Source organism: Methylococcus geothermalis (genome assembly GCF_012769535.1).
Taxonomy (GTDB): Bacteria; Pseudomonadota; Gammaproteobacteria; order Methylococcales; family Methylococcaceae; genus Methylococcus; species Methylococcus geothermalis.
Map to the genome: position 1 here is coordinate 1,045,191 of NZ_CP046565.1, position 22,899 is coordinate 1,068,089.

Genomic DNA, 22,899 nt, shown 5'->3' on the forward strand with positions numbered 1-22,899 from the left:
TTACTCCTTGTGAGATGCCGTCGAAGGCAAGGTTTGGGCGTAACGGTTGACGCAGCGGTAGATGCCGTTTTCGGCATCGGTTTCGATGTGCCAGAGCAATTGTTGTAAGCTTTCCAGCCGGTGCGGGCCGATCCATTCACCGAGGGAATAGAGGCTTTCGACGAATCGGAAGGGCGTCTCTCCGTCGCGGGCGTTGGCGACTTCGCCGGGCGCATAGAGCTCGGAGATGCCGGCATAGCCGATGGGGAGGGGGACTAGCCAGCCGGGTTTTTTCCGGATGCTCCATTCGACTTTGTCCGGTGCGGATTCGGTAGTGGCCCGAGGTTCGATATTCAGCCGGCACAGGTCGAGCAGCGCATCCAGCGCAGTGGCTGGTGCCCGCGCCTGCATCTCGGCCAAGCGTTCGCGCAGCAAATCGTCCCGCTGCACCAGGGCGAAGCCCGGCAGCAGGCGGCGGCGCAACTTTTGAAAGGTTTCCGCCTGTCCGTCGAGATAGTCTGGCAGGCACTGCCATAGCGGTTCGTAGCGCTTGCCGTTGCGAGGCGGCAACAGGCTGCCGCCGGCCAAGCGCATGCCATGTGCGACTTCGAAGGCTGTCCGCGTCAGAAGGTCGCCATCGTAATCGTCCAGGGCTTGCTTCACGGCGATGACCAGGGTGATTTCCAAGTGGGCACGGCCTTCTTCCACCAGCGAGGGCGCGCCGCCGTCCCTGCCGACCGGGTGGCGGGTGAGGTGGAACACTCGGGTGCGCCGCCCGGCGGGTTGGGAGGTTTGCGCCTCGAAACCGTGGCAGACGATGCCCACGCCGTCCAGCATGACTTGCAGATGCCTGCCCAGGCGCCGTTCCAGGGCGTGAACGAAGCCGGTGAAAGCGGTGGGAGCGGGAAACCCCCAGCTCAGCGGGCCGGAAACCGCATTGGCGTTCTGTACCTTCAGGCGTGGCAAGATCAGCAGGCCGCCGGCATCGATCAGTCGTTCAGTCATGGTGCAGTTCCTCGGCCAGCAGGCTTTGCCACTCCAGCGCTTCCGCCTGCCCCATGGGGAGTTCGTCGCTGCGTAGGCTGGCGTTGAGCCACAGGCTGAAACCTATGCAGATTTCATCCTTCCATTCGCCGCGCAGGCGCCGACTGGCGAATTCCGCATCGGTCTCGGCCCGCCCGGGGTCCAGCCAGCAGCGTTCCGCCTCGTTGAGCCGGCAGCGTTCGTCCAGGCTCCAGCCGCCATCCAGTTCCTGAATTTCGGCGGCGAACTGGATCGCTTCGGAGACGATGCCGCGGATCAACTCATTCCGCTTGTCTCGGATGCGGACATTGTTTCGATCTTTGTCCGCCACGCTGATGAGGAAGCCTTTCAGCTCTTGTACCAGTCCCCTTACTGCTCGCCGACTGCCAAAACGGCGCGGGAACACACTGATCACGTTCAGCGGCGGCGTGACCGGCGGGGATTGCCACTGGGGTGGAACGGCGGGCAGCAGCCAGTTTTCGCCACGGCGTTCACTGTTGAGCTGGCTGATGTTCTGCGGCTTGGTTCCGCCGAATTTTTGTATCGCCAAGTCGGGATACTCGCAATAGCCGTGGGGATGGGAGCGCTGTTCCCTGCGTGCCTGCCGGGCGGCTTTGGCTTCGTCGGAATAGCGGTCGCGCGACAAACGCTCCCACACGGTGTGCGCCAAGGAGGTTGGGAACAAGGGCGCCAGCAGATGGTATCGCCCTTGGCCCAGCGGCCAGTAGATTTGCTTGGCCAGGCTGTGGGAGGCGGGCTTGCCCTTGGGCTGGACCACTCTGGCGAAGGCCCCGATCCAGGCTTCCGCCGCCGCTGGGTCGTCGGAGAAGGCGGCGGATACGGCCGGGTCTTCGGCGATGCAGCGCTGCAATAGGGTTGCGCCGTCGCTTTCCAGCGACAGGAATTTGTGCACATCCAGCGCGGCGGCATTGCCGACCACATCGGTCGGCAGCCTTGCGCCCAGGCTGTGGGTGCCCACCGAGAAGGCATCGGCTTGTGGATTGCCGGACGAACTGAGGCTGGAACCGCGGGCATCGGGATGGCTGTATTTCAGGGCATGCGTGACTTGCTGGATTTGCCCGACGCGCCGAGCGGCATCGGCGATCCAGTTTTCCGGACGAAAGGCTTCTTGCAGTTTACGGCGCTCCTCGTCCTGACCGTCCTTGAGCTTGTCAAGTTTGGCTTGCAGACGTTCTTGCAGAAAGGCGGCGATTGCTTCCCGGATGGGAAGCGAGGAATCAGCGGGTTGACTCACGGGCAGGGACTCCTTGCCTTGGGTATGCGGGGCCCCTGTATTGGCGCCCCATGTGTTGTCCGGATCCATCTACCGGCCGGTGCCATTCGGCTGACTGGTTTGGCAGGAGTGAATCGGCGTCAAGTTCCTTAAGTGGGCGATTTAGTTCAGGCAAATGCTTTCCAAACCCTTGCTCTGCACGAGATGGAGCAGTTTGAGCGCGGCACCGGTGGGCTTTTTTTGGCCAATCTCCCATTTCTGCACGGTGGACACGCTGGTGTTTAAGAGTGCGGCGAACACGGCTTGGCTGACGTGAGCGCCTTCCCGGATCTGCCGGATTTCTTCCGCCTGCAAGGGTTTGACCGGCGGCAGGCAAAGCCGGTCGAACTCGCGCAGAGTCATTTGATCCATCACGCCAGCGGCATGCAGGCCTTGGGCGGTATCATGGACGGCCTCAAGAATCGCCGATTTTTTGCGCATCAGAGTGTACCTCGATCAATTCATTTGCCTTTCAGGCTTGCTCTATCCTGTGCGGTGTGAGAGACAATAGGTGCGAGGAGAGCTTCTTCAAAGCTTGTTCCTCGTCTTTGTCGATATCGCTCCGCTCGCTTTTTGGAAAACCGAACACGAAAATCCAACGGTTCCCTTTGTTGGTCGCAACCAGTGTGCAAAACCGCCCGCTCTTGCCTTGTCCCGGCCGGGCGATGCGTATTTTTGAAAAGCCCGCCACCGAGGTCTGCCTCGTATAAACCCCCGGCCATTTCACGCACGGCCATGCAAAGGCTTTGCGTATCGATACCCTGCTTTTCGGCCCATCGGTCGAACCAACGCGTTTTGTAGATCGACATTCCGTTCCGGCCTCATTTATAGCACTAAGTGCTATGGGTTAAAACTATAGTCCTCATGCCATCCTCAGTCATGATACCGGCTGAACCCCAGCGCCCAATGGTAGCGCCAGCGCTGCCCGCCTTCCGGTTCAGGCAGTTCGATGACGCCGTATCGCCTCGCGCAATCCCGCAAATCCAGGTTTAGGGCTTCGGCCAGCGTTTCCAATCCATCCAGGTATTTCGGCACGGCCCAAGGCACGATGCGTGGACCGTAAGCGGGATCGTCGATTTCCCGCGCTTGGCCACTGGGCGAGAGTCCGACCGGCGTTGCTAAGCCACCTTCTCCCACGCGGTACAAATCCAGTTTGCCGTCGTCATCGGGCAGCAGGGCATAAGGAAAATGTTCGACAGGGTCAAAGCGGAAAGGCGTCACGCGCTGCAGTTCGCCGCTGAGGGTGGCGCGTGTCTCCCACCAATGGGGTGCAGGCAGGGCTTTCTGGCTGCCGCTTTCTTCGGTGCCCAACAGCAAATCCGCCAGCCGGGCATGTTCGAGGTCGGCGAGATTGTGCCGCGGTAGCAACGGTTCGCGCGGCCGAATGCGCGGCGAGGCGTCGAGGATGCGCCATTGTTCCGGTGTCAGCAGTTCGCTGAGATGGTGACTTTGCAGCGGGAAGCTGGCGTTCTCGAATCCAGGTCGGGTGTAGGCCGGTCCGGTTCCGCCGTTTTCCAGATGGCGGACGTTGGTGTCGAGCAGGTAGACGTTGGGCCATTCTTCCGGGCAGTTTCCTTCCCGATGGCGGCGGACGCGGCCGGCCAACTGGATGATGGAGCGCATGGACGAGGGCTCGACGATGGCCCAGTCGTAGTCATGATCGCGTCCCACTTCGGCGACGGCGGTGGCCAGCACGACGAAGATATGGTCGGCCTCAGGCCCGCTGTCCAGACGTTCACGGATGCTGCCCAGGCCGAAAACGGCGTCGGGTTCGGTGCGCTCGAGTGCGGCGTCCAGCTCGCGCTCGATGCTTGCCCTGACCAGCAAGGGATGGCGGGAATGATAGGCGCACAAATGAATCCGATAGCTTGCTTCCGCGCCCAGCTCGAACAGGGACAAGGCCACGTCGAACAGCGGATCGATGTTGGCCATGCGGATGAGGCCGAAGCTAACCCGCTTGCCAGTCTTGGGATCGATGCTGTGGTGGTGGCTATGCAGTGTGTGCATGTGCGCCCGCAACTGCCCGGCCAGCTCCCGGCACATGTCGGTGCGCGGTTGCTTGGGACTTATCGGCAACGGCTGGATCGCGGCGCGCCGACGAACTTGCTTGCGGGCGGCGTCGGCCAGCTTGTCGAGGCGGCGGTCCACGAATCGGCGGTGAGTGTCCAGATAGCTCTGCTTGTCGGCATGGTCTTTCGCTTCGGCACCGAACTCGTCGAACCATGCACAGCAGACATTGACGGGCAGCCCAGGCATGCCCCGATTGCGCTGAAACTCGGCCCGCCCGGCCAGATAGGCCCGGAACAGGCCCTGCACCAGGGCAGGCGGCAGGGTCGCCGACGACAGCAGCACGCGGCTGCCCAGCATACCGCTCCAATGGACCAGCCGCGCCAGCGCGGATAGATCTTCGACGGAGAAGTCATCCGGCTCATCCAGGATCAGGTCGGACGTCATCAACCTGAGCATGGGGGCGATCTGGTGTCCGCCTCGGGTGCCTTCGGTAGCCGGCATGAGGTGGTCGATGGTGCAGGCCAGCACCGGGGCGTCGAGCAGGCGCAGGGCCTTGGAATCGGCCAGCCACTCTTTCAGCGGGCCGTCTTCGAGGCTGCCTTCGTAGTGCACGTGATTGAATTCCGGCAGGAGGGATTCACTGGATTCGCAGCCGCGCTGGGCCCGTTCGTCTTCGGCCAGGCTGCGGCGGCACTCGTGCAATGCACGGGTTGCGGCGCTCCCCACCAGTACCGCCAAATCCGCTTCTCCTAAGCGCAGGCGCTCGCGGTAGGCCTCGCCGGTTTGCAGCGTCAAGGTGCGCAGGCCGAGGGCGACGGTGAAGCGCGCGCCGAGGCGCGGATCGGCCAGCGCATAGAGAATGCGGCCGTTGGCCAGGGTCTTGCCGCAACCCGTGGACGCCATGTTGATGCCAAAGAAGCCCTGAGTGGCGGCTTTGGTCTGCAGGGCGGCAGCGCAGTCGTAAGCCTGATTCTGCCAGCGGAAGCGGCCTTGGCTGCGTTCACGGAATGTCTTGTGGCGGGCGATGCGCGGCAGGGCTTCCGCCAGGCGCGGCAGGCTGCGGACGATGCGGCTCGCGTTGACTTCCACGCCGATCAGGTGCTCGTCCAGCCGCTGTTTGAGCGCGCCCGTCTTGTCGGTATTGGCATACAGCGTGGCGGACGGTTTGCCGGGTTTGTCTCCGTAGCGGCCATGGCTGGGCTGTGCGGAGTAATAGTGGTCGGCCAGCATCAAGGCCAGGCGCGAGAGGTGCAGCATGTAGGGGCTGTCCAGCAGAAGTTCTGCCGCACCTTCACCGGCCAGCACGGGCCGTTGCAGGATGGCCTGCGCCAGTTTCGCGGCATGGCCGCGCCAATGCCGGCTGTCCAGAGGCAGGCCACGCTGGAAGTTCCAGCAGTCTCGGGCGTTGTCGTTGTCGGGCCGGCTGCCGCACCAATCGTGGGTGATCGCCTGGGGTAGTTGTTCGAGACTGTCCCGGCGAGCGGCGGTTTTTTGTAGTGGCGTGGGCAGGCGGTGATGGCTCACGATCAGCCAGCCGACGATGCGCGCCAAAGGCGGCAGTTCCCGGAAAGGCGGCATAGCCGCTGTGCCTTTCGTCGCGCCGTCCCGCGTCAGCCGTGCCAGGCAGGCGGCGCCAATCGCGGCGCCCGGATCGCTCAGCCGGGACAACCAATCCCGGTCGCTGGGGCCGCTATCTCTGACCAATGACTCGAACAGCCGCAAAGACACCCACTCATGCCGGTAGGCATCGGCGATCGGCTGCTTGCTCTTGAGTTTTTTCTGGAATGCCTCGCTGGCCTTGCCGAAGTCGTGGAACAGGGCGGCCAGCCTGGCGAGCAGGCGGATGTCTTCAGCCGTATGCCAATCGTTCTCGTCGCCTGCGCGCAGCACGTCGCGGGCGGTCAGGTTGGTGGGGGTGGCGCCGCGCTCGTTGAACTGGCGGGCGTCGCCCACGATCCAGATCAACTCGCTGTGGTCCTTGCCGCGTATCCAATGGCAGGCCACGGCGGTATTCCGGCGTGCGGTCTGGCGCAGCAAGCGGTGCAAGGTGTCCAGGCCTTGCTGGGTGATGGCGGTCTGCCAGGTGCGGTCGCCGCGCCGCTCGGCGAACTGGTCGAGGATGCGCCGGGTTTCCGTCAGCGCGTTCTTGCGGCACTGGGAGATCAGCAGGACGTTCATGGGGCGCGCCCGCCCAGATCCAGCGCGACGGTTTTCAGTGTATCGATCATGAAGTCCAGTGATTCGGTGCGCGCGAACTGATCGATGCAGGCATGGCGGAAGCTTTGTTCGTCATCGCCGCGCGCGGCGGAAATGAAGGCCTGCGGCAGGATCACGGCATCTTTGACGAGGTCCGCGATATCGAAGACCAGGCCGCCGCGCCGGGTTTTGCCGTGCAGAACCGCCAGTCCGTGCGGCAGACCGAGCACCCAGGCTGCGGTTGCGCCGAGACCATAGGCGAGGTAATTGCCGTGGTCGAGGAAGCGGTTGGCCGGGTCGGTGCCGCTGCCGTTCTTGGCGCGGGTGAATTCGCCGTAATCGACGGCGTGCGCCGCCAGTCGGAAAAGCTGCTTGGTGAGACGGGCTTCCTCGGTCAGCAGGCCGGTGCCGTCGGCGGCCAAGTCGATGGCTTGTCGCGACTCGTCCAGCACAGCGGCGAGCCGCTCGCGAGGCACCTGGAAACCGTCGTCCGCGAGCTGCCGGCTGTGCAGCCATTCCCGGCCGATGCGGTCGAGCCGTGCGTGCTGAAAGGCTTTGGCGGCTTCCAACCGCGATCCGTCGTCGAACCAGAACCGGACCCAGTTTTGCAGGTATTCGGTGGGGCGGTATTCGCTCTGCGGGCTGAACCACGTCACTTCGACGTCCATCTCGTTGGCGCTGTACAGCGGTGTTCCGCCGCCGCCGCAGAAGCCAACCATGACGCCCGCCTTCGCCAGTTCCCGCATGGCGGCCTGGGTGATGGAGGTGCCGGTACCGAGTAGAACGGTGGTGGTATTGGCGATCGGGATGTTCCAGTAGAGTGAACGTTTGCCCTCGTCGGTCACGAATTCCACCCGGCCGCCGTTGACCAGCACCCGGCAATGTTCGAGGTAGTAAAGATTTGCCCGTTTCGAGTGCAGGATGGTCTTGAGATCGGACGGAGACAAATCGTTCACGGTGTTTCAATCCTCAGAGAAACCGAACGAAAAATGGCAATCTTCGAAAGATCCTCCTGATGGATGGAAAACGCCGGTCGGGCTAGGGGGGTGATCATCAAGTCATCGGCGGTCGATGACGAGCCATGCGCTATCGAATCCGACAGATAACGGGTGAGACGCTTAGGATTTCCCCGCCAGCTCGGCGACGGCCTTTTCCAGTTTCTTCAGCCGGCTCCAGATTTCGTGCAGGCGCGGCATCACCGCCATGTTCTTGAGGTATTGCTGCAGAGGCTGGGCGGGGCCGCCGGCGTACATGCCGGGTTGCCTGATGCTGGTGTTGAGGCCGGCGCGGTGCAGCAGCACGCTGTCGTCGGCGACCGTGATGTGGTCGATGGTGCCGGTCTGGCCGGTGGCGATGACGCGCTTGCCGAAGCGGGTGGAGCCGGACAGCCCGGTGTGGGCGCAGAGGATGCAGTCCTCGCCGATCTCGACGTTGTGACCCAGGTGCACCAGCGCGTCGATGATGGTGCCGCTGCGGATGCGGGTGGCGCCGTAAGTGCCGCGGTCGATGGTGGTGTTGGCGCCGATCACCACGCGGTCTTCGATGACGACCTTGCCGGTGTGCGGAATGCGGTAGTTGCGGCGCTGGGCGTCCTGGGCGAAGCCGAAGCCTTCCGAGCCGATGACGCACCCGGGCTTGAGGATGCAGCGGGCGCCGATTTCGCAGTCGACGCAGACGGTGACGCCGGGATGCAGCACGGTTTCCGCGCCGATGCGGGCGCCGCGCTCGATCACCACGTTCGCCATCAGCACCACGCCGTGGCCCAGCGCGACATCCGCGCCGATCACCACGCCCGGACCGATGATCGCGTCGTCGGGCACTTCCACGCTGTCGTGGATCACGGAAGAAGGATGGATGCGCGGCCATTCGGTATCGCGCACGTCGCGGTCGGCGTAGGCCTGTTTGATCAGCGCGATGGCGAGGCGGACGTTGGGCGCGACCAGGACGGCCAGTGCCGGCGATTCGCCGAATTCGGCGGCGATGGCCGGCGTCGCGATGACGGCCGCCGGCTTCCGTTCGAATACGTCGCTGAGGTATTTGGGCTTGTCGATGAACACCAGGTCGCCAGGGGCGCAGTCCTCGATCGGCGCGACTTGGGCGATGCTGGCGTCGGGGCCGAGCCGGTTCGTGATCAGCCCTTCCGGCTGGAAGCGTTCGAAGATTTCCGAAACGGTGACGTGCATGGTGAGTCCTCTTCGATGGCCGGAAAGATTCGGGAGGAGGGCCGCCTAGGCGGCGAACAGCCGCTGCAGCTCGATGCCGGGCTCGGGGGCGCGCATGAAGGCTTCGCCGACCAGGAAGGCATGGACCCCGTGACTCCGCATCAGGGCGACGTCCGGCGGCGCCAGGATGCCGCTTTCGGTGACCACCGTGCGGCCTGGCGGGATCAGCGGCAGCAGGTCCAGCGTGGTCTGGAGGCTGACGTCGAAGCTGCGCAGGTTGCGGTTGTTGATGCCGACCAGGGGGAGCTCCAGCGGCAGCGATCGTTCCAGTTCGGCCCGGTCGTGCACTTCCACCAGCACGTCCATGCCGAGCGAGGTCGCCAGTTCCGCCAGATCGCGCATCTGCGCGTCGTCCAGCGCGGCGGCGATGAGCAGGATGCAGTCCGCGCCGATCGCCCGCGCCTCGTAGACCTGGTAAGAGTCGACGGTGAAGTCCTTGCGCAGCACCGGCAGCGCGCAGGCGGCGCGGGCCTGTTGCAGATAGTCCTCGCAGCCCTGGAAGAAGTCCCGGTCGGTCAGCACCGACAAACAGGCCGCGCCTCCCTCGGCGTAGCTCCGGGCGATGGCGGCGGGCTGGAAATCCTCCCGCATCACGCCCTTGCTGGGCGAGGCTTTCTTGATTTCGGCGATCACCCCGGCCTGGCCGGCTTCGATCGTGGCCCGGAGCGAGCGGACGAAACCGCGCACCGGATCGGCCTGCTCTGCCCGTTCGCGCAGCTCGGACGGCGGCAGGGCTTTCGCGCGGTCGGCAATCTCCTCGGCTTTGCGGGCCAGGATCTTTTTCAGGATGTCGGGGGTGTCGCTCATGGCTTTCAGCTTGCGGCGAATTGGCGGGAAAGGGCGGCCAGCGCTTCGAGCTTGGCGCGGGCCGAGCCGTCGGCGATGACGGCCTCGGCGCGGCGGACCCCGGCTTCCAGCGAGTCGGTCAGATCGGCAGCGTAGATGGCGGCGCCGGCGTTCAGGGCGACGATGTCGCGGGCGGGGCCCGGCACGTTGTCCAGCACGCCATGCATCATCTTCAGACTGGCGGCGACGGTGTCGATGGCGAGTTCGCTCAAAGCGGCGCGCTCGAAGCCGAACTGCTCCGGCTGCACCTCATAGTTGGTGATCAGGCCGTTTTTCAGCTCGGCGACATGGGTGGGCGCGGCGATGCTGATCTCGTCCAGCCCGTCCTCGGCGTGCACGACCAGGACGTGCGAGCTGCCCAATTGCTGCAGCACCCGGGCGAGGCCTTCCACCCATTGATCGGTGTAGACCCCGACCAGCTGATTCGGCGCACCGGCGGGGTTGGTCAGAGGGCCGAGCAGGTTGAACAGGGTGCGGACGCCGAGTTCCCGGCGCGGCCCGATGGCGTATTTCATCGCGCCGTGGTGGCGCTGGGCGAACAGGAAGCCGACACCGAGCGTTTCGATGCAGGTCTTGACCTGGTCCGGGGTGAGTTCGAGGTTGACGCCGGCGGCTTCCAGCACGTCGGCGCTGCCCGAGCGGCCCGACACCGAGCGGCTGCCGTGCTTGGCGACCCGGCCGCCCGCCGCCGCGACCACGAAGGCCGCGGTCGTGGAGATGTTGAAGGTCTTGCTGGTGTCGCCCCCGGTGCCGCAGGTGTCGAGCAGATGGGGGCCCGATACCGGCACCTTGGTCGCCATTTCCCGCAGCACCTGGGCCGCGGCGGCCACTTCGTCGACGGTCTCGCCCTTGCAGCGCAGGGCGATCAGGAAGGCGCCGATCTGGGCCGGCGTGGCGCCGCCGCTCATGATCCGGCGCATGGCGGCGCGCATCGCGCTGGGGCTCAAGTCTTTGCCGGCCAGCAGGGTTTCCAGGATTTCGGGGATTTCCATGGGCTGTTACCGGTGCAGGAAGTTGCGGAGCAGGTCGTGGCCCTGCTCGGTCATGATCGATTCGGGATGGAACTGCACGCCTTCGACGTCCAGGGTCTTGTGGCGCACGCCCATGATTTCCTCGATGCCGCCGTCATCGTCCTCGGTCCAGGCGGTGACTTCCAGGCACTCGGGCAGGGTGGATTGCTCGATCACCAGCGAATGGTAGCGGGTGGCCTGGAACGGATTGCTCAGGCCGTGGAACACGCCGACGTCGCGGTGGCGCACCATCGACACCTTGCCGTGCATGATGCGCTTGGCGTGGATGATGTTGCCGCCGAAGGCGTGGCCAATGCTCTGGTGGCCGAGGCAGACCCCGAGGATGGGATAGCGCCCGGCGTAGCGGTGGATCGTCTCCACCGAGATGCCGGCTTCCTTCGGCGTGCAGGGGCCGGGCGAGATGACGATCTTGTCCGGGGCTATGCGCTCGATCTCCTCCACCGCGATCTGGTCGTTCCGCACCACCTGGACCTCCGCGCCCAGCTCGGCCAGGTACTGCACCAGGTTGTAGGTGAAGGAGTCGTAGTTGTCGATCATCAGGACGCGGGTGCTCATACGTTCTCGCCTTCTTCGAGGCCGGCCTCGGCCATGGCGACCGCACGGAAAATGGCCCGGCCCTTGTTCATGGTTTCCTCCCATTCGCTGCGCGGCACCGAGTCATAGACGATGCCGGCGCCGGCCTGGATGTGGAGCTGGCCGTCCTTGATGACGGCGGTGCGGATGGCGATCGCCGTGTCCATGTTGCCGGACCAGCCGATATAGCCCACCGCGCCGGAATAGACCCCGCGCTTGACCGGCTCCAGCTCGGCGATGATCTCCATGGCCCGGATCTTCGGCGCGCCGCTGACGGTGCCGGCGGGGAAGGTCGCCGCCAGCACGTCGTAGGCGTCCTTGCCGGCCTGGAGCTTGCCGGTCACGTTGGAGACGATGTGCATGACGTGGGAATAGCGCTCCACGATCATCTTGTCGGTGAGCCGCACGCTGCCGGTCTCGGAAATCCGGCCGGTGTCGTTGCGGCCCAGGTCGATCAGCATCAGATGCTCGGCGATTTCCTTGGGGTCGGCCAGGAGCTCCTGCTCCAGCGCCTGATCCTCTTCCGGACTGCGGCCGCGGCGGCGGGTGCCGGCGATGGGGCGCACCGTGACCGTGCCGTCCTCCAGCCGCACCAGGATTTCCGGCGAGGAGCCGACCACGTGGAAATCCCCCAGGTTGAGCTGGTACATGTAGGGCGAGGGGTTGAGGCAGCGCAGGGCGCGGTAGAGGTCCAAGGGCGAGGCAGCGTAGGGAATGCTCAGCCGCTGCGACAGCACCACCTGCATCACGTCGCCCTCGACGATGTAGTCCTTGACCCGCCGCACCGCATTCTCGAAGCCTTCCTGGGTGAAGCCGGAGATGAAGTCGGTTTCGTCCACCGTGCGCGGCGCGTGCGGCGTTGCGGCGAGAACCCGGCGGCTGCGCAGTCCCCGGACCAGTTCGTCCAGCCGGGCCTGGGCCCGGTCGTAGGCGCCGGCCTCGTTCGGGTCGGCATGGACGACGACCAGCAGCTTGCCGGTGAGGTTGTCGAACACCAGCACTTCTTCCGACACCATCAGCAGGATGTCGGGCGAGCCGATCGGGTCGGGTTTGGCGGTGGCGAGGCGCGGCTCGATGTAGCCCATCGTCTCGTAGCCGAAGTAGCCGACCAAGCCGCCGGTGAAGCGCGGCAGGCCATCGATGTCCGGCACCTTGAAGCGGGCGCCGTAGGCTTTGATCCATGCCAGCGGATTGTCCGCCACCAGGGTTTCGCCAAGCGCGCCGTCCTGCAGCAGGGCGATCGAGTGTCCGCGCACCTCGATGCGGGTCCGGCAAGGCAGGCCGATGATGGAATAGCGGCCCCATTGCTCGCCGCCGTGGACGGATTCGAACAGATAGGAATAAGGCCCGTCGGCGAGCTTGAGATAGGCGCTCAAGGGTGTGTCGAGATCGGCGAGCACGCGCCGCGCCAGCGGGACGCGGTTGTAGCCTTGCGCGGCGTAGGCCTGGAATTGTTCGGGGGTCATGAGAACTCCGGTGTTCGATGCGAAACGATGGACGGCACGGCGGCCGTGACGGTCAAACGTCTGTGCTCAGTCCGCGCTGCGCCATCGTTGTGGGTGATCGAATCCGAATAAAGCCGTCATGTCAGTCGTTTCAGTAAGGCGGGAAGCGCGCCGATGGAATCCACAATGCCGTCCGCGCCCAGTTGTTCCGGCGTGGCGACCTCCCCCCGGTAGCCGTAAGGGACGCACAGTATCGCATAACCGGCGGCCCGCGCGGCCCGCACGTCGTTGTCGGAATCGCCGACCATCAGGCAGCGCTCGGGCGAGGCGCCGAACCGCTCCGCCGTCTTCAGCAGCGGCAGCGGGTCCGGCTTGATGCGCTCGAACTGGTCGCCCGAGCCAATGAAGTCGAGATACTCGGTCACCCCGAGCCGTTCCAGCAGCGGCTCGGTGAAGCGGGCCAGCTTGTTGGTGATGACGGCCGTGGCATAACCCTCCGCCTTCAGGGTCCGGAGGCCTTCGAGCACGCCGGGAAACAAGCCACCGCGCTCGCACAGATGCGCTTCGTGGAATTCCAGGAACAGGCGCATGCCTTCCTGGAAGTCCTCGGGTTCCGATGCCGGCCACAGCTGCCCGGTCATGGCCCGCTTGATCAGCATGTCCGCGCCGTTGCCGATCCAGCCCCGCGCCCGTTCCAGCCCGACCGGGGCACGGCCCAGCCGCTCCAGCATGGCGTCCACCGCCCAGGCCAGGTCGGGCGCGCTGTCGACCAGGGTGCCGTCGAGGTCGAAGGCGATCAGCTCGGGCCGGAATCCGATCATGCGCGGGCCTGGGCCAGTTCGCTGCGCAGGGCGCGGATGATGGAGTCGTAGCGGTTCGGGTCGTCCGCCTGGCCGGCGCCGAACACCGCCGATCCGGCCACGAAGGTGTCGCAGCCCGCCGCGGCGATCTCGCGGATGTTCCTGGCGTTGACGCCGCCATCGATCTCCAGGCGGATGTTGCGGCCGCTGGCGTCGATGCGGCGGCGGCATTCGCGGACCTTGTCCAGCACGTAGGGGATGAACGACTGGCCGCCGAAGCCGGGGTTGACCGACATCAGCAGGATCATGTCGAGCTTGTCCATGACGTGATCGAGGTAGTTGAGCGGCGTGGCCGGATTGAACACGAGGCCGGTCTTGCAGCCGGAATCCTTGACCAGCTGCAGGCTGCGGTCGACGTGTTCGGAGGCTTCCGGATGGAAAGTGATGTAGCTCGCCCCGGCCTTGGCGAAATCGGGAATGATGCGGTCCACCGGCTTGACCATCAGATGCACGTCGATCGGCGCCGTCACCCCGTGCTTGCGCAGCGCCTCGCATACCAGCGGGCCGATGGTCAGGTTCGGGACGTAGTGATTGTCCATCACGTCGAAATGGACGATGTCGGCGCCCGACTTGAGGACGTTGTCCACTTCCTCGCCGAGGCGGGCGAAGTCGGCGGAGAGAATCGAAGGGGCGATCCAGAATTCGTTCATGGCAATGGTTTTCCTTGGGACTCAACGAAAGCGCAGGCCGTTGCGCGTCACGGTCTGCGCGGGGTGTTTCCGCGTGCGGCGGTTCGGCCGGTTATTCTGGCATTTAGACCTGAGTCGGGGCAAGGCATGCGTTGGTCTCACGCCGGCCACGGCGCCGCTTTCAGAATGCGAGGTCGACACCGACGGTGCTGAGCAGGCCAGGCGTCCAGCGGGTGGTGCCGACGGCGTTCTGGGCCCACATGGCGACACGGTCGTTGAGCGTCCACGGCACGCCAACGAGTCCGGGGCGCGGGAATGGCGGCGGCATGGCTCGGTGGTCTCGGATCGAGGCTTCAGAAGGCGAGGGCGAGTCCCAGTGAACTGATCAGGGATGGGGAGTTCCGGGTGGTGCCGGCGGCGCTCTGCGCCCACATGGCGAAGCGGCTGTTGACCGTCCAGATCAAGCCGGCGCCGACCGCGTCCTGCGTCAGGTCGTCGCTAACGGGGGCTTGGGAATGGGGGAGCCGCGGCAGGGTCGTGGCGTTGTAGTAGCCATGGATGAAGGCGGCGAAATCCTTGTCGAAGAGGTCGCGCTGCAAGGCCCACTGGAAGACGAATTCCCATTCGTTCTGGCCCGGCCTCTGCTGGGTGCGGGTCGCGCCCAGGTTGTATTCCAGGTCGATGTCGAACGGCAGCGACTGGTCGAAATTGAAACTGATCGAAGGCTGGGTGCCGGAGTCGAAAGGCGCGCTGCCCAGCCACTGGGTCTGGATGTAGGCCTCGATCCCCAAAGCCGGGAGGAAATAGTCCGGCTTTTCCAGCCAGACGTTGATCTTGGTGTCGAAGGCGATGGGCGAAAAGCCCCAGCCGGAATGGCTGCCGCCCTGCCAGGCGACGCCGTTGCCGAACAAACGCAGCTCGATGTCGTCGGTCAGGCCGTAGCGCAGCAGGAATTCGGTGTTGTATTGCGCCGGGCTCGAATGCGAGGTGCCGTAATAGGTGAACGGCACGAATTCCACATAGGCGCGTCCGGAGGGAAGCGTAAACGCGCTGTTGGGGAAGTTGGCCAGGTCCGGGCCGGGGTTGCCGATGTCGGGCCGCGAGCGCCATTTTTCGACGTTTTCGGGCAACCGGGCGCGGGAACGGTTGTAGCGGCCCTTGAAGAAGGCTTCGGCGACCTCGATTGCACGCTCCGTGCCGTAGGCCCGGAATGGCTGGTAGAAGTCCTGCGATTCGGGCGGTCGTTCCGGCGGTGCCGCTTCTGCCCGCCGGTTCTCGGTTCGCAGCTCCGCCTGCATGGTTTCCACCCGCTTTCTGGCCAGGGCCTGGAACTCCCGGTAGGAAGACTCGAAGTCGCCGTCCGGTGTGGAGGACGGTGGCGCGACGGCGGGATGAACGCCAGGGGCGGATGAGGATTCCGCCTTCTGCGGCGGCGTCGTGGTCGGCTCTGCGGGATCCGAGCTTTTGCCAGCGGACGCGCACCCGTCGAGAACGAGGAGCATCGAAAGGAGCCCGGCGGATCGTGGGGCGGCTCGCATGGGCGCGTGTTCCCGGCGGAACTTTGGGCTATTTGATCAAGGGAATCCGCGCCGCGATTTCCGAGTTGACCGCGGAATGGATCTTGGCTTCGATCTGATAGTAGCGCGCGGCCTTCTTGGCGGAGATGGCGGCCACGAACTTGGGGAAAAAGGATTTCAGAAGTCGGTAGCGGTCCTCTTCCACAGCGATGTAGCCCAGCGTGATCTTCTTCGCCAGTTCGTCCGTCATGTCGTCGAAATTGTTGCCGAACTCGCTGTAGTAGTATTCGCGCCGCGCGGTCAGGGCCGAGAGCTCGTCCCAGTAGCGTTCGTACAGCGGCCAGAAGCGGGCGGCCTCTTCCGGGGAAAGCTGCAGATTGCTCTCGACCAGGCGCTTTCTCGATTGGGCGTAGTCGTCTCGGGGTGCGTTATCGGCGGTGTCGCTTATCGCCGGCTGCGACAAGCCGAACATCAGTGCGAGAGCCAGAAGGCGGATGCCGTGCATGTGTTCTCCTTGGGGGCATCGGAAAAATCGAAAGGAGCGAGCCGAAGTGTAGCATCGCAATAGGTTGAAATGACCTGCTGCCCGGCGTTCCATCCCCGGAACCGGGCTGCCGGCATCCGAGCAGGCATGGCGGCACAGGCGTTTCGCCTGTCTGGTCATATCGTATATCTTGTGACTCCCGATTTGTCGCAGGTTTTCCCCGTGTCCGATGCCGCTCCTCTGCTCGTCCTCGTCGACGGCTCCTCGTTTCTCTACCGCGCTTTTTTCGCCCTGCCGCCCCTGACCAATTCCCGCGGCGAGCCGACGGGGGCGGTCTATGGCGTCATCAACATGCTGCGCAAACTGGTGCAGTCCTACGACGGTGCCCATATCGCCGTGGTGTTCGACGCCCCCGGCCGCAATTTCCGCGACGAACTGTTCGAGCATTACAAGGCGCACCGGCCGCCCATGCCGGACGATCTGCGGAGCCAGATCGAGCCGCTGCATCAGGCGGTGCGGGCTTTGGGCTTGCCGATGTTGATCGAGCCGGGCGTGGAGGCGGACGATGTCATCGGCACTCTGGCCAGGCAGGCGGTGGAGCGGGGCTTCCGGGTGCTGATCTCGACCGGGGACAAGGACATGGCGCAACTGGTGTGCGACCGCGTGACCCTGGAGAACACCATGTTCGACAGCCGGCTCGACGTGGAGGGCGTGATCGCCAAGTTCGGGGTGCCGCCCGAGCGCATCGTCGACTATCTCGCTCTGGTCGGAGACGCCTCGGACAACATCCCCGGCGTGCCCAAGGTCGGCCCCAAGACCGCGGCGAAATGGCTGGCCGAGTACGGTTCGCTCGATGCGCTGATCGCCCGTGCCGGCGAAGTCGGCGGCAAGATCGGCGAGAACCTCCGCGCCAGCCTGGAGCTGATCCCGCTCTCGCGCGAACTGGCGACCATCCGCTGCGATATTCCGCTGCCGCTGGCGCCGGAGTCGCTGAAGCGGCGGCCGCCGGACAAGGCGGCGCTGCGCGAGCTGTACGCCCGGCTGGAGTTCAAGACCTTGCTGCGGCAACTGGACGCCGAGCCGGACGGTCCGAAGGCGGGTCCCGTTGTCGCCCCGGTACCGCAGGTCGAGATGCGCTACGACATGGTGACGGAGCAGGCAGCATTGGACCGCTGGCTGGAGAAACTCGAAGCGGCCGAACTGTTCGCCTTCGATACCGAGACCAGCAGCCTGGACTACATGCGCGCCGAGATCGTCGGTGTGTCCTTCGCCGTCGAGCCGGGCGAGGCGGCCTATGTGCCGCTGGCGCACGACTACCCCGGCGTGCCGGTCCAGCTCGACCGGGCCATGGTGCTGGAGCGCCTGCGGCCGCTGCTGGAGGACGAAACCAAACCCAAGCTGGGCCAGCATCTCAAGTACGACGCCAACGTGCTGCTCAACCATGGCATCGCGTTGCGCGGCATCCGCCACGACACCATGCTGGAGTCCTATGTGCTGAACAGCACGGCGACCCGCCACGACATGGACTCGCTGGCCGAGCGCTACCTGGACCGCAAGACCATCCATTACGAGGATGTCGCCGGCAAGGGCGCGAAGCAGATCCCGTTCGCCCAGGTGGCGGTCGAGGACGCTTGCCGCTACGCCGCCGAGGACGCCGACATCACGCTGTGCCTGCACCGGGCGCTGTGGCCGCAACTGGAGAGCATACCCGCGCTGCGGGCGGTGTACGAAACCATCGAGATTCCGCTGGTGCCGGTGCTGTCCCGCATCGAGCGAACCGGCGTGCTGGTGGACGTGTACAAGCTGGCGGAGCAGAGCCGCGAGCTGGAGCTGCGCATGGCCCAGGTCGAGCTTGAGGCCCAGACCGTGGCCGGCGAGACCTTCAATCTCGCATCGCCCAAGCAGATCCAGACCATCCTGTACGACAAGCTGGGGCTGCCAGTCATCAAGAAGACGCCCACCGGCCAGCCCTCCACCGACGAATCGGTGCTGCAGGATCTGGCCGAGACTTTCGAGCTGCCGCGGCTGATCCTCGAATACCGCTCGCTGTCCAAGCTCAAGTCCACTTACACCGACAAGCTGCCGCAGCAGGTGAATCCCCGTAGCGGCCGGGTCCACACCTCCTATCACCAGGCGGTGGCGGCGACCGGGCGGCTGTCGTCCTCCGATCCCAATTTGCAGAACATCCCGGTGCGGACCGATGAAGGCCGCCGCATCCGCCAGGCCTTCATCGCACCGCCCGGCCACAAGCTGCTGGCGGCGGACTACTCGCAGATCGAGCTGCGGATCATGGCGCATCTGTCGGGCGATGCGAACCTGCTCGCCGCCTTCGCCGAGGATGCCGACGTGCACCGTGCCACCGCCGCCGAGGTGTTCGGCGTGCCGCTGGAAGAGGTGACGCTCAACCAGCGGCGTTCCGCCAAAGCCATCAACTTCGGGCTGATCTACGGCATGTCCGCCTTCGGTCTGGCCAAGCAGCTCGGCATCCAGCAGAAGCTGGCGCAGGGCTACATCGACCTCTACTTCGCCCGCTATCCCGGCGTGCGCGCCTACATGGACAGCACCCGCGAATCGGCCCGCGAGCGCGGCTACGTCGAAACCCTGTTCGGCCGCCGGCTGCACGTGCCGGACATCCACTCCCGCAACGCCCAGCGCCGCCAGTACGCCGAGCGCACCGCGATCAACGCGCCCATGCAGGGGACGGCCGCCGACATCATCAAGCGGGCGATGATCGCGGTGGATGCCTGGCTCGAAGCCAGCCGTGCGCCGCTGCGCATGATCATGCAGGTCCACGACGAACTGGTGTTCGAAGTGGCCGAGGATTTCGTGTCCGAAGCCGCCGCAGCCGTCCGCGATCACATGAGCCGCGCCGCCGAACTCGCCGTGCCGCTGGTCGTCGACATCGGCACGGGCGACAACTGGGATGAAGCCCATTGATGCGCAAGCGGCGACGGTCTACCAGCTCGACATCGTGCTGACGGCCGACGCCAGGATAGCGGTCGGCCGGCTGGGCGAGTTCCTGTTTCCGGCCGGCCGCTACGTCTACACCGGCAGCGCCCGCCGCAATCTGGCGGCGCGCATCGATCGCCACCTGACCCGGGACAAGCGATTGCGCTGGCATATCGATTACCTGCTGATTGCCGGAGAGGCCGAGGTGGTGGGCGTCCGTTTGTTCGAGGACGGCGAATGCGCGGTGAACCAGGCTACCGAAGGCGTCGTCGTCGCGCCGGGTTTCGGCGCCAGCGATTGCCGCAGCGGCTGCGGCAGCCATCTCAAGTACTGCGGCAGAAGCGAGTGCTTGGCGGTTTCCGCGAATGGACATTTGGATGCCATGTTGTACTTCGGGAGGAGCTTGCCGTGAAACAAGCCACATTTGCCGGGGTTCGCCATCATGCCAAGCAGTATTTCGACCTCGTCGAGGCGGGAGAATCGGTTCGGGTTTTGCGTAACGGCAAGCCTATCGCCGACATCGTGCCGGTGATGGCCGAACTTCCGTCGTGGAAACGCCGCAACGTGCAGCCTCTGGTGCTTGATGGTATCGCCCTCAGCCGCATGATTCTGGAGGAGCGTGACGCCGGGCGGTGAGGGGAGCGTTGCGATGCGGGTTTTTTTCGACTCTTCGGCCTTCGCGAAACGTTATGTTCGCGAGGCGGGCACCGACTCGGTTCTCGCTTGGTGCGATCGCGCAGACGAGATCGGACTTTCCGGGATGGCATTGCCGGAGATCGTTTCGGCGTTCTGCCGTTTGCGTCGGGAAAATCGGATCACGGAGGAGCAATATCGGCAGATCAAGTCGTTGCTGCTGCTCGATATTCAGGATGTCGCCGTGTGTGATCTGAATCCGGCTGTATTGGGATGTGCAATTTCCTGTTTGGAGAACAATGTATTGCGAGGTATGGATGCCATTCATATCGGCAGTGCCGTGGCGCTGAAGGCCGATGTATTCGTCTCCGCTGACGGCCGGCAGCTCGAGGCGGCGGAGCGCGCGGGGCTGCGCGTAGCAGCGGTTTGAGGGGCCGTCTCGAGTTCCTCGGGCAATGGCGCCGGTTTTGATGTTGGCCTATCATGTGCCTACGATGTCACCAGGAGGATGCCGCGTCATGGCGATAACCGGCAACCACGCCAAGAAAGCGACCAACATCACGTGCGCCGACGCAGCCGTTTTCCGGCATCCATCGTTCCGGCCAATCTGATGCCGGTAGCGACGGTCGAGGGCGACGAATGCCTTCTGGAAATTCCAAGCTCGCCGCCGTCCCCGTGCGAATCCTGAACGTGCCGGTGACTTCGCTAGCCGCCTGCCGCCTGGACATGACCCAGGCGCGGGATTTTCTGTTTCAAGGGTTCTGACCGGAACCCGCCTGGTATTTTCGAGCGTGTCCGTATCCCCTCGACTTTCCGTCTCCGATCACAGCCGCGACAGCGCGGGCCTGCGCCATGTCTATCCGGTCTTGTCCCGGCGCGCGGGCGGCCTGTCGGTCGGCATCAATCTCAACCCGAACCATGCCTGCAACTGGCGCTGCATCTACTGCCAAGTGCCGGACCTGCGCCGCGGCGGCGCGCCGGCCGTCGATGTCGCTCTGCTCGCTCAAGAGCTGGAGGGCTTTCTGGCCGATGTGCTCGAGGGGGATTTTTTCGAGCGTTACGGCGTGCCGGAAGATCAGCGCCACGTCCGCGATATCGCCATTTCCGGCAACGGCGAGCCGACCAGCGTGGCGGAGTTCGAGCAGGTCATCGAGGCCATCGGAAAAGTGGCAGGGCGATTCGGCCTGCCCGGACGGATCGGGTTCGTGCTGATCACCAACGGCAGCGGCATCGAGCGCTTGCCCGTTCAACAGGGCCTGAAGCACTGGGCCGCCCTGGGCGGCGAAGTCTGGTTCAAGCTGGACAGCGCCACCGAGGCGGGCATCCGCCGGATCAACAACGTGCATCTCCAGCCCCAGACCGTGAGGCGCCGCATCGCGGTTTGCGCCAAGCTTTGCCCGACCTGGCTCCAGACCTGCCTGTTTGCATGGGACGGTGCGCCGCCTTCCGCCCCCGAACAGGAGGCCTATCTGGCCTTCCTGTCCGGTCTGGTTTGCGGCGGGGTCGCTTTGCGCGGGGTATTGCTGTACGGTCTGGCGCGGCCTTCCCTGCAGCCGGAGTCGTCCCGGCTGGCACGCCTGCCGGCGGAGGCGCTGGAAGCGTTCGGCGCCGCGATCCGGGAGCGCGGGCTGGCGGTCAGGATCACGCCCTGACGCCGGCTCGATGGCGGAATTCGAACAATCACAACGAGAAGCGAGGCTTATGTTACCGACTCACAGCCATGCGGACCGCAGGGAGCTGAACGATGAAATTCATGCGCGGGCCTACGAGAACCTGTTCGCTCCGGAACAGGTGTCGCAACTGATCATGCTGGTGACGCCCGAAGACCGCGCCAACGAGTCTGCGCACATCGCGAAGCTGTGCCGAGCCTGGCGGGTATCCGCGCCGGAGGCGGCTGGGCAGATTTACTTCGACAACGGCGAGGTGCGGGTTCAGATCGAGCGCCACCAGGAATTCACCCGCTACCGGTTCAGTCGGCGCGTCGACGGCGTCGGGTCGTTCGAAAACTCGTTGTGCAATGCGTTGCCGGTCGACTGGCTCGGTAAGCTGCCGGGGACTTTGTTGGTCGCAGCCCACGTCGAACTCGTGCCGCAGCAGGAACAAAGCCGGTTCCGCAGCGAAGAAGACTTGAGCCGGGTATTCGAAGGCAACCGGGTGATCGGATCGAAGATCGCCGGCGGCGCCGGGCGGGCCTACACCGATTTCCGCATTCATGCGGACGGCTACAGCCGCTTCCTGGTGGTGGACGAATCGCTTTCTCCGGGCCAGGCGGGCCGGACCGTGCAGCGCCTTCTGGAAATCGAGACTTACCGGATGCTCGCGCTTATGGCGTTCCCCGAGGCGCGCAAGCTGATTCCGCGGCTGCGCGTAGCCGACCACGAGCTGTTGCGCCTCACGGCCTGCCTGACCACGGATGGCGGCGAGGCCGACGAAGCCATTCAGGCGGAGCTGTCCGAGCTGGCGGCCAACGTCGAGAACCTGCTGTCGGCGAGTTATTCCCGCTTCGATGCCTCCCGGGCCTACCACGCCATCGTCAACACCCGGCTCGAGCAGTTGCGCGAGCAGCGCATTCCCGGCTTTCCGACCTTTACCGAATATCTGACCCGGCGGCTGGCGCCGGCCATGCAGACCTGCGTAGCGGTGGCGCATGGACTGGAGCAATTGTCACGCCGGATCGCCAATGCCAACCAGTTGCTGACCACCCGCATCGACGTCAAGCTGGCCCAGCAGAACCAGTCCCTGCTGCAGTCCATGAACCGCCGCGCCAAGCTGCAACTGCGCCTGCAGCAGACCGTGGAAGGGCTGTCGGCGGTCGCCATCACCTACTACGGCGTGTCGCTGGCCAACGAACTGTTCAAGGGCTTGAAAGCCGCCGGCCTCAATTTCGTGAACGTGGAATTCATGACCGGCCTCAGCGTGCCCTGGGTCGGCTACATGGTCTACCGCGGCCTGTGCCGCTTCAGGGAAACGATCGAGCAGGACGAACTTTCGGAGCAGAAGTGAGCGCTTGCGGGCTGTTTCACGGCCCCATGGCTTGGTAAGGAATAAAGAGGAAACGTTTTCGTGGATTCCAGCGATGTCGTGCAGCGCGCGGTCGGTGCGGCGATCGGCGTTCTGGTTTCCGGCTGCGTCGGCAGGGGGCAGTATGAAATACGGTCCGACCGTTATGTCCGTTATGACTGCGACGGCGGTCGGGGACCTGGGCGATAGGTCGGTTTCGCTGCCCCAA

General features: G+C 64.9%; 23 protein-coding genes and 1 pseudogene. 7 read left to right on the forward strand and 17 right to left on the reverse strand.

Going from position 1 to position 22,899, the window contains the following annotated elements:
* The 17 genes and pseudogenes from csy2 to GNH96_RS05125 all read right to left on the reverse strand — a co-directional run bounded on the left by csy2 (position 1) and on the right by GNH96_RS05125 (position 16,109).
* A complete protein-coding gene (csy2, locus tag GNH96_RS05050; protein WP_169602677.1) occupies positions 1-984 on the reverse strand; it encodes a type I-F CRISPR-associated protein Csy2 in 984 nt (327 codons plus the stop codon).
* The gene (gene csy1, locus GNH96_RS05055) at positions 977-2,257 is read right to left on the reverse strand and encodes a type I-F CRISPR-associated protein Csy1 (RefSeq protein WP_223163472.1); all 1,281 of its coding nucleotides are present in this window, start codon (positions 2,255-2,257) and stop codon (positions 977-979) included. The genes csy2 and csy1 overlap by 8 nt, the downstream gene beginning before the upstream one ends.
* 141 nt (positions 2,258-2,398) lie before the next feature.
* Entirely contained in the window at positions 2,399-2,716 is a 318-nt protein-coding gene (locus tag GNH96_RS05060; protein ID WP_188114791.1) for a helix-turn-helix domain-containing protein, read from the reverse strand.
* A 31-nt stretch (positions 2,717-2,747) separates the two neighbouring features.
* Entirely contained in the window at positions 2,748-3,002 is a 255-nt protein-coding gene (locus GNH96_RS15985; protein WP_407658847.1) for a type II toxin-antitoxin system RelE/ParE family toxin, read from the reverse strand.
* A pseudogene (locus GNH96_RS16305) lies at positions 2,962-3,084 on the reverse strand (type II toxin-antitoxin system RelE/ParE family toxin); the annotation flags it as partial. The pseudogene GNH96_RS16305 and the gene GNH96_RS15985, both read right to left, overlap by 41 nt.
* 64 nt (positions 3,085-3,148) lie before the next feature.
* Positions 3,149-6,463, reverse strand: a complete 3,315-nt coding sequence (cas3f, locus tag GNH96_RS05070) for a type I-F CRISPR-associated helicase Cas3f (protein ID WP_169602679.1) — start codon at positions 6,461-6,463, stop codon at positions 3,149-3,151.
* Positions 6,460-7,437 carry a type I-F CRISPR-associated endonuclease Cas1f gene (gene cas1f, locus GNH96_RS05075; protein WP_169602680.1) on the reverse strand — a complete coding sequence of 326 codons (978 nt, stop codon included), beginning with the start codon at positions 7,435-7,437 and terminating at the stop codon, positions 6,460-6,462. The genes cas3f and cas1f overlap by 4 nt, the downstream gene beginning before the upstream one ends.
* A gap of 162 nt (positions 7,438-7,599) precedes the next feature.
* Positions 7,600-8,664 carry a UDP-3-O-(3-hydroxymyristoyl)glucosamine N-acyltransferase gene (gene lpxD / locus GNH96_RS05080; protein WP_169602681.1) on the reverse strand — a complete coding sequence of 355 codons (1,065 nt, stop codon included), beginning with the start codon at positions 8,662-8,664 and terminating at the stop codon, positions 7,600-7,602.
* A 45-nt stretch (positions 8,665-8,709) separates the two neighbouring features.
* On the reverse strand, positions 8,710-9,510 hold the full coding sequence (gene trpC, locus GNH96_RS05085; protein ID WP_169602682.1) for an indole-3-glycerol phosphate synthase TrpC: 801 nt from the start codon (positions 9,508-9,510) through the stop codon (positions 8,710-8,712).
* 5 nt (positions 9,511-9,515) lie between these two features.
* On the reverse strand, positions 9,516-10,541 hold the full coding sequence (gene trpD, locus GNH96_RS05090) for an anthranilate phosphoribosyltransferase (RefSeq protein ID WP_169602683.1): 1,026 nt from the start codon (positions 10,539-10,541) through the stop codon (positions 9,516-9,518).
* Between the two features lie 6 nt (positions 10,542-10,547).
* Positions 10,548-11,135 carry an anthranilate synthase component II gene (locus GNH96_RS05095; RefSeq protein WP_169602684.1) on the reverse strand — a complete coding sequence of 196 codons (588 nt, stop codon included), beginning with the start codon at positions 11,133-11,135 and terminating at the stop codon, positions 10,548-10,550.
* On the reverse strand, positions 11,132-12,619 hold the full coding sequence (gene trpE / locus GNH96_RS05100) for an anthranilate synthase component I (protein ID WP_169602685.1): 1,488 nt from the start codon (positions 12,617-12,619) through the stop codon (positions 11,132-11,134). Before trpE ends, GNH96_RS05095 begins: the two co-directional genes overlap by 4 nt.
* 116 nt (positions 12,620-12,735) lie before the next feature.
* A complete protein-coding gene (locus GNH96_RS05105; RefSeq protein WP_169602686.1) occupies positions 12,736-13,419 on the reverse strand; it encodes a phosphoglycolate phosphatase in 684 nt (227 codons plus the stop codon).
* Entirely contained in the window at positions 13,416-14,108 is a 693-nt protein-coding gene (gene rpe, locus GNH96_RS05110; RefSeq protein ID WP_169602687.1) for a ribulose-phosphate 3-epimerase, read from the reverse strand. Before rpe ends, GNH96_RS05105 begins: the two co-directional genes overlap by 4 nt.
* Before the next feature lie 160 nt (positions 14,109-14,268).
* Positions 14,269-14,415 carry a hypothetical protein gene (locus GNH96_RS05115; protein ID WP_169602688.1) on the reverse strand — a complete coding sequence of 49 codons (147 nt, stop codon included), beginning with the start codon at positions 14,413-14,415 and terminating at the stop codon, positions 14,269-14,271.
* A gap of 25 nt (positions 14,416-14,440) precedes the next feature.
* Positions 14,441-15,589 (reverse strand): transporter, encoded by a 1,149-nt coding sequence (locus GNH96_RS05120; protein WP_169602689.1) that lies wholly within the window; start codon positions 15,587-15,589, stop codon positions 14,441-14,443.
* A gap of 64 nt (positions 15,590-15,653) precedes the next feature.
* Positions 15,654-16,109 carry a hypothetical protein gene (locus GNH96_RS05125; RefSeq protein WP_228720021.1) on the reverse strand — a complete coding sequence of 152 codons (456 nt, stop codon included), beginning with the start codon at positions 16,107-16,109 and terminating at the stop codon, positions 15,654-15,656.
* 201 nt (positions 16,110-16,310) lie between these two features.
* Here GNH96_RS05125 and polA point away from each other — a divergent pair, with 201 nt between their 5' ends.
* The 7 genes from polA to GNH96_RS05155 all read left to right on the forward strand — a co-directional run bounded on the left by polA (position 16,311) and on the right by GNH96_RS05155 (position 22,673).
* Complete coding sequence (polA, locus tag GNH96_RS05130; protein ID WP_188114792.1) at positions 16,311-19,025, forward strand: DNA polymerase I; 2,715 nt, start codon at positions 16,311-16,313, stop codon at positions 19,023-19,025.
* Positions 19,012-19,449 carry a GIY-YIG nuclease family protein gene (locus GNH96_RS05135; protein WP_169602690.1) on the forward strand — a complete coding sequence of 146 codons (438 nt, stop codon included), beginning with the start codon at positions 19,012-19,014 and terminating at the stop codon, positions 19,447-19,449. Before polA ends, GNH96_RS05135 begins: the two co-directional genes overlap by 14 nt.
* A complete protein-coding gene (locus GNH96_RS05140; protein ID WP_169602691.1) occupies positions 19,446-19,673 on the forward strand; it encodes a type II toxin-antitoxin system Phd/YefM family antitoxin in 228 nt (75 codons plus the stop codon). The genes GNH96_RS05135 and GNH96_RS05140 overlap by 4 nt, the downstream gene beginning before the upstream one ends.
* A 13-nt stretch (positions 19,674-19,686) precedes the next feature.
* Positions 19,687-20,100, forward strand: coding sequence for a type II toxin-antitoxin system VapC family toxin (locus GNH96_RS05145; RefSeq protein ID WP_169602692.1), 414 nt, complete (start codon positions 19,687-19,689; stop codon positions 20,098-20,100).
* 209 nt (positions 20,101-20,309) lie between these two features.
* The gene (locus tag GNH96_RS15875; protein WP_223163474.1) at positions 20,310-20,435 is read left to right on the forward strand and encodes a CcdB family protein; all 126 of its coding nucleotides are present in this window, start codon (positions 20,310-20,312) and stop codon (positions 20,433-20,435) included.
* Positions 20,436-20,461: 26 nt separating this feature from the next.
* Positions 20,462-21,322, forward strand: a complete 861-nt coding sequence (locus GNH96_RS05150; RefSeq protein ID WP_169602693.1) for a radical SAM protein — start codon at positions 20,462-20,464, stop codon at positions 21,320-21,322.
* Positions 21,323-21,371: 49 nt separating this feature from the next.
* On the forward strand, positions 21,372-22,673 hold the full coding sequence (locus GNH96_RS05155) for a DUF3422 family protein (protein WP_169602694.1): 1,302 nt from the start codon (positions 21,372-21,374) through the stop codon (positions 22,671-22,673).
* The last annotated feature ends 226 nt before the right edge of the window (positions 22,674-22,899 follow it).

Coding starts and splice junctions, on each gene's coding strand:
- csy2 (WP_169602677.1), bottom strand. CDS start 984: ATGACTGAACGACTGATCGATGCCGGCGGCCTGCTGATCTTGCCACGC.
- GNH96_RS05060 (WP_188114791.1), bottom strand. CDS start 2,716: ATGCGCAAAAAATCGGCGATTCTTGAGGCCGTCCATGATACCGCCCAA.
- cas3f (WP_169602679.1), bottom strand. CDS start 6,463: ATGAACGTCCTGCTGATCTCCCAGTGCCGCAAGAACGCGCTGACGGAA.
- lpxD (WP_169602681.1), bottom strand. CDS start 8,664: ATGCACGTCACCGTTTCGGAAATCTTCGAACGCTTCCAGCCGGAAGGG.
- trpC (WP_169602682.1), bottom strand. CDS start 9,510: ATGAGCGACACCCCCGACATCCTGAAAAAGATCCTGGCCCGCAAAGCC.
- trpD (WP_169602683.1), bottom strand. CDS start 10,541: ATGGAAATCCCCGAAATCCTGGAAACCCTGCTGGCCGGCAAAGACTTG.
- GNH96_RS05095 (WP_169602684.1), bottom strand. CDS start 11,135: ATGAGCACCCGCGTCCTGATGATCGACAACTACGACTCCTTCACCTAC.
- trpE (WP_169602685.1), bottom strand. CDS start 12,619: ATGACCCCCGAACAATTCCAGGCCTACGCCGCGCAAGGCTACAACCGC.
- GNH96_RS05105 (WP_169602686.1), bottom strand. CDS start 13,419: ATGATCGGATTCCGGCCCGAGCTGATCGCCTTCGACCTCGACGGCACC.
- rpe (WP_169602687.1), bottom strand. CDS start 14,108: ATGAACGAATTCTGGATCGCCCCTTCGATTCTCTCCGCCGACTTCGCC.
- GNH96_RS05115 (WP_169602688.1), bottom strand. CDS start 14,415: ATGCCGCCGCCATTCCCGCGCCCCGGACTCGTTGGCGTGCCGTGGACG.
- GNH96_RS05120 (WP_169602689.1), bottom strand. CDS start 15,589: ATGCTCCTCGTTCTCGACGGGTGCGCGTCCGCTGGCAAAAGCTCGGAT.
- GNH96_RS05125 (WP_228720021.1), bottom strand. CDS start 16,109: ATGCACGGCATCCGCCTTCTGGCTCTCGCACTGATGTTCGGCTTGTCG.
- GNH96_RS05135 (WP_169602690.1), top strand. CDS start 19,012: ATGAAGCCCATTGATGCGCAAGCGGCGACGGTCTACCAGCTCGACATC.
- GNH96_RS05145 (WP_169602692.1), top strand. CDS start 19,687: ATGCGGGTTTTTTTCGACTCTTCGGCCTTCGCGAAACGTTATGTTCGC.
- GNH96_RS15875 (WP_223163474.1), top strand. CDS start 20,310: ATGCCTTCTGGAAATTCCAAGCTCGCCGCCGTCCCCGTGCGAATCCTG.
- GNH96_RS05155 (WP_169602694.1), top strand. CDS start 21,372: ATGTTACCGACTCACAGCCATGCGGACCGCAGGGAGCTGAACGATGAA.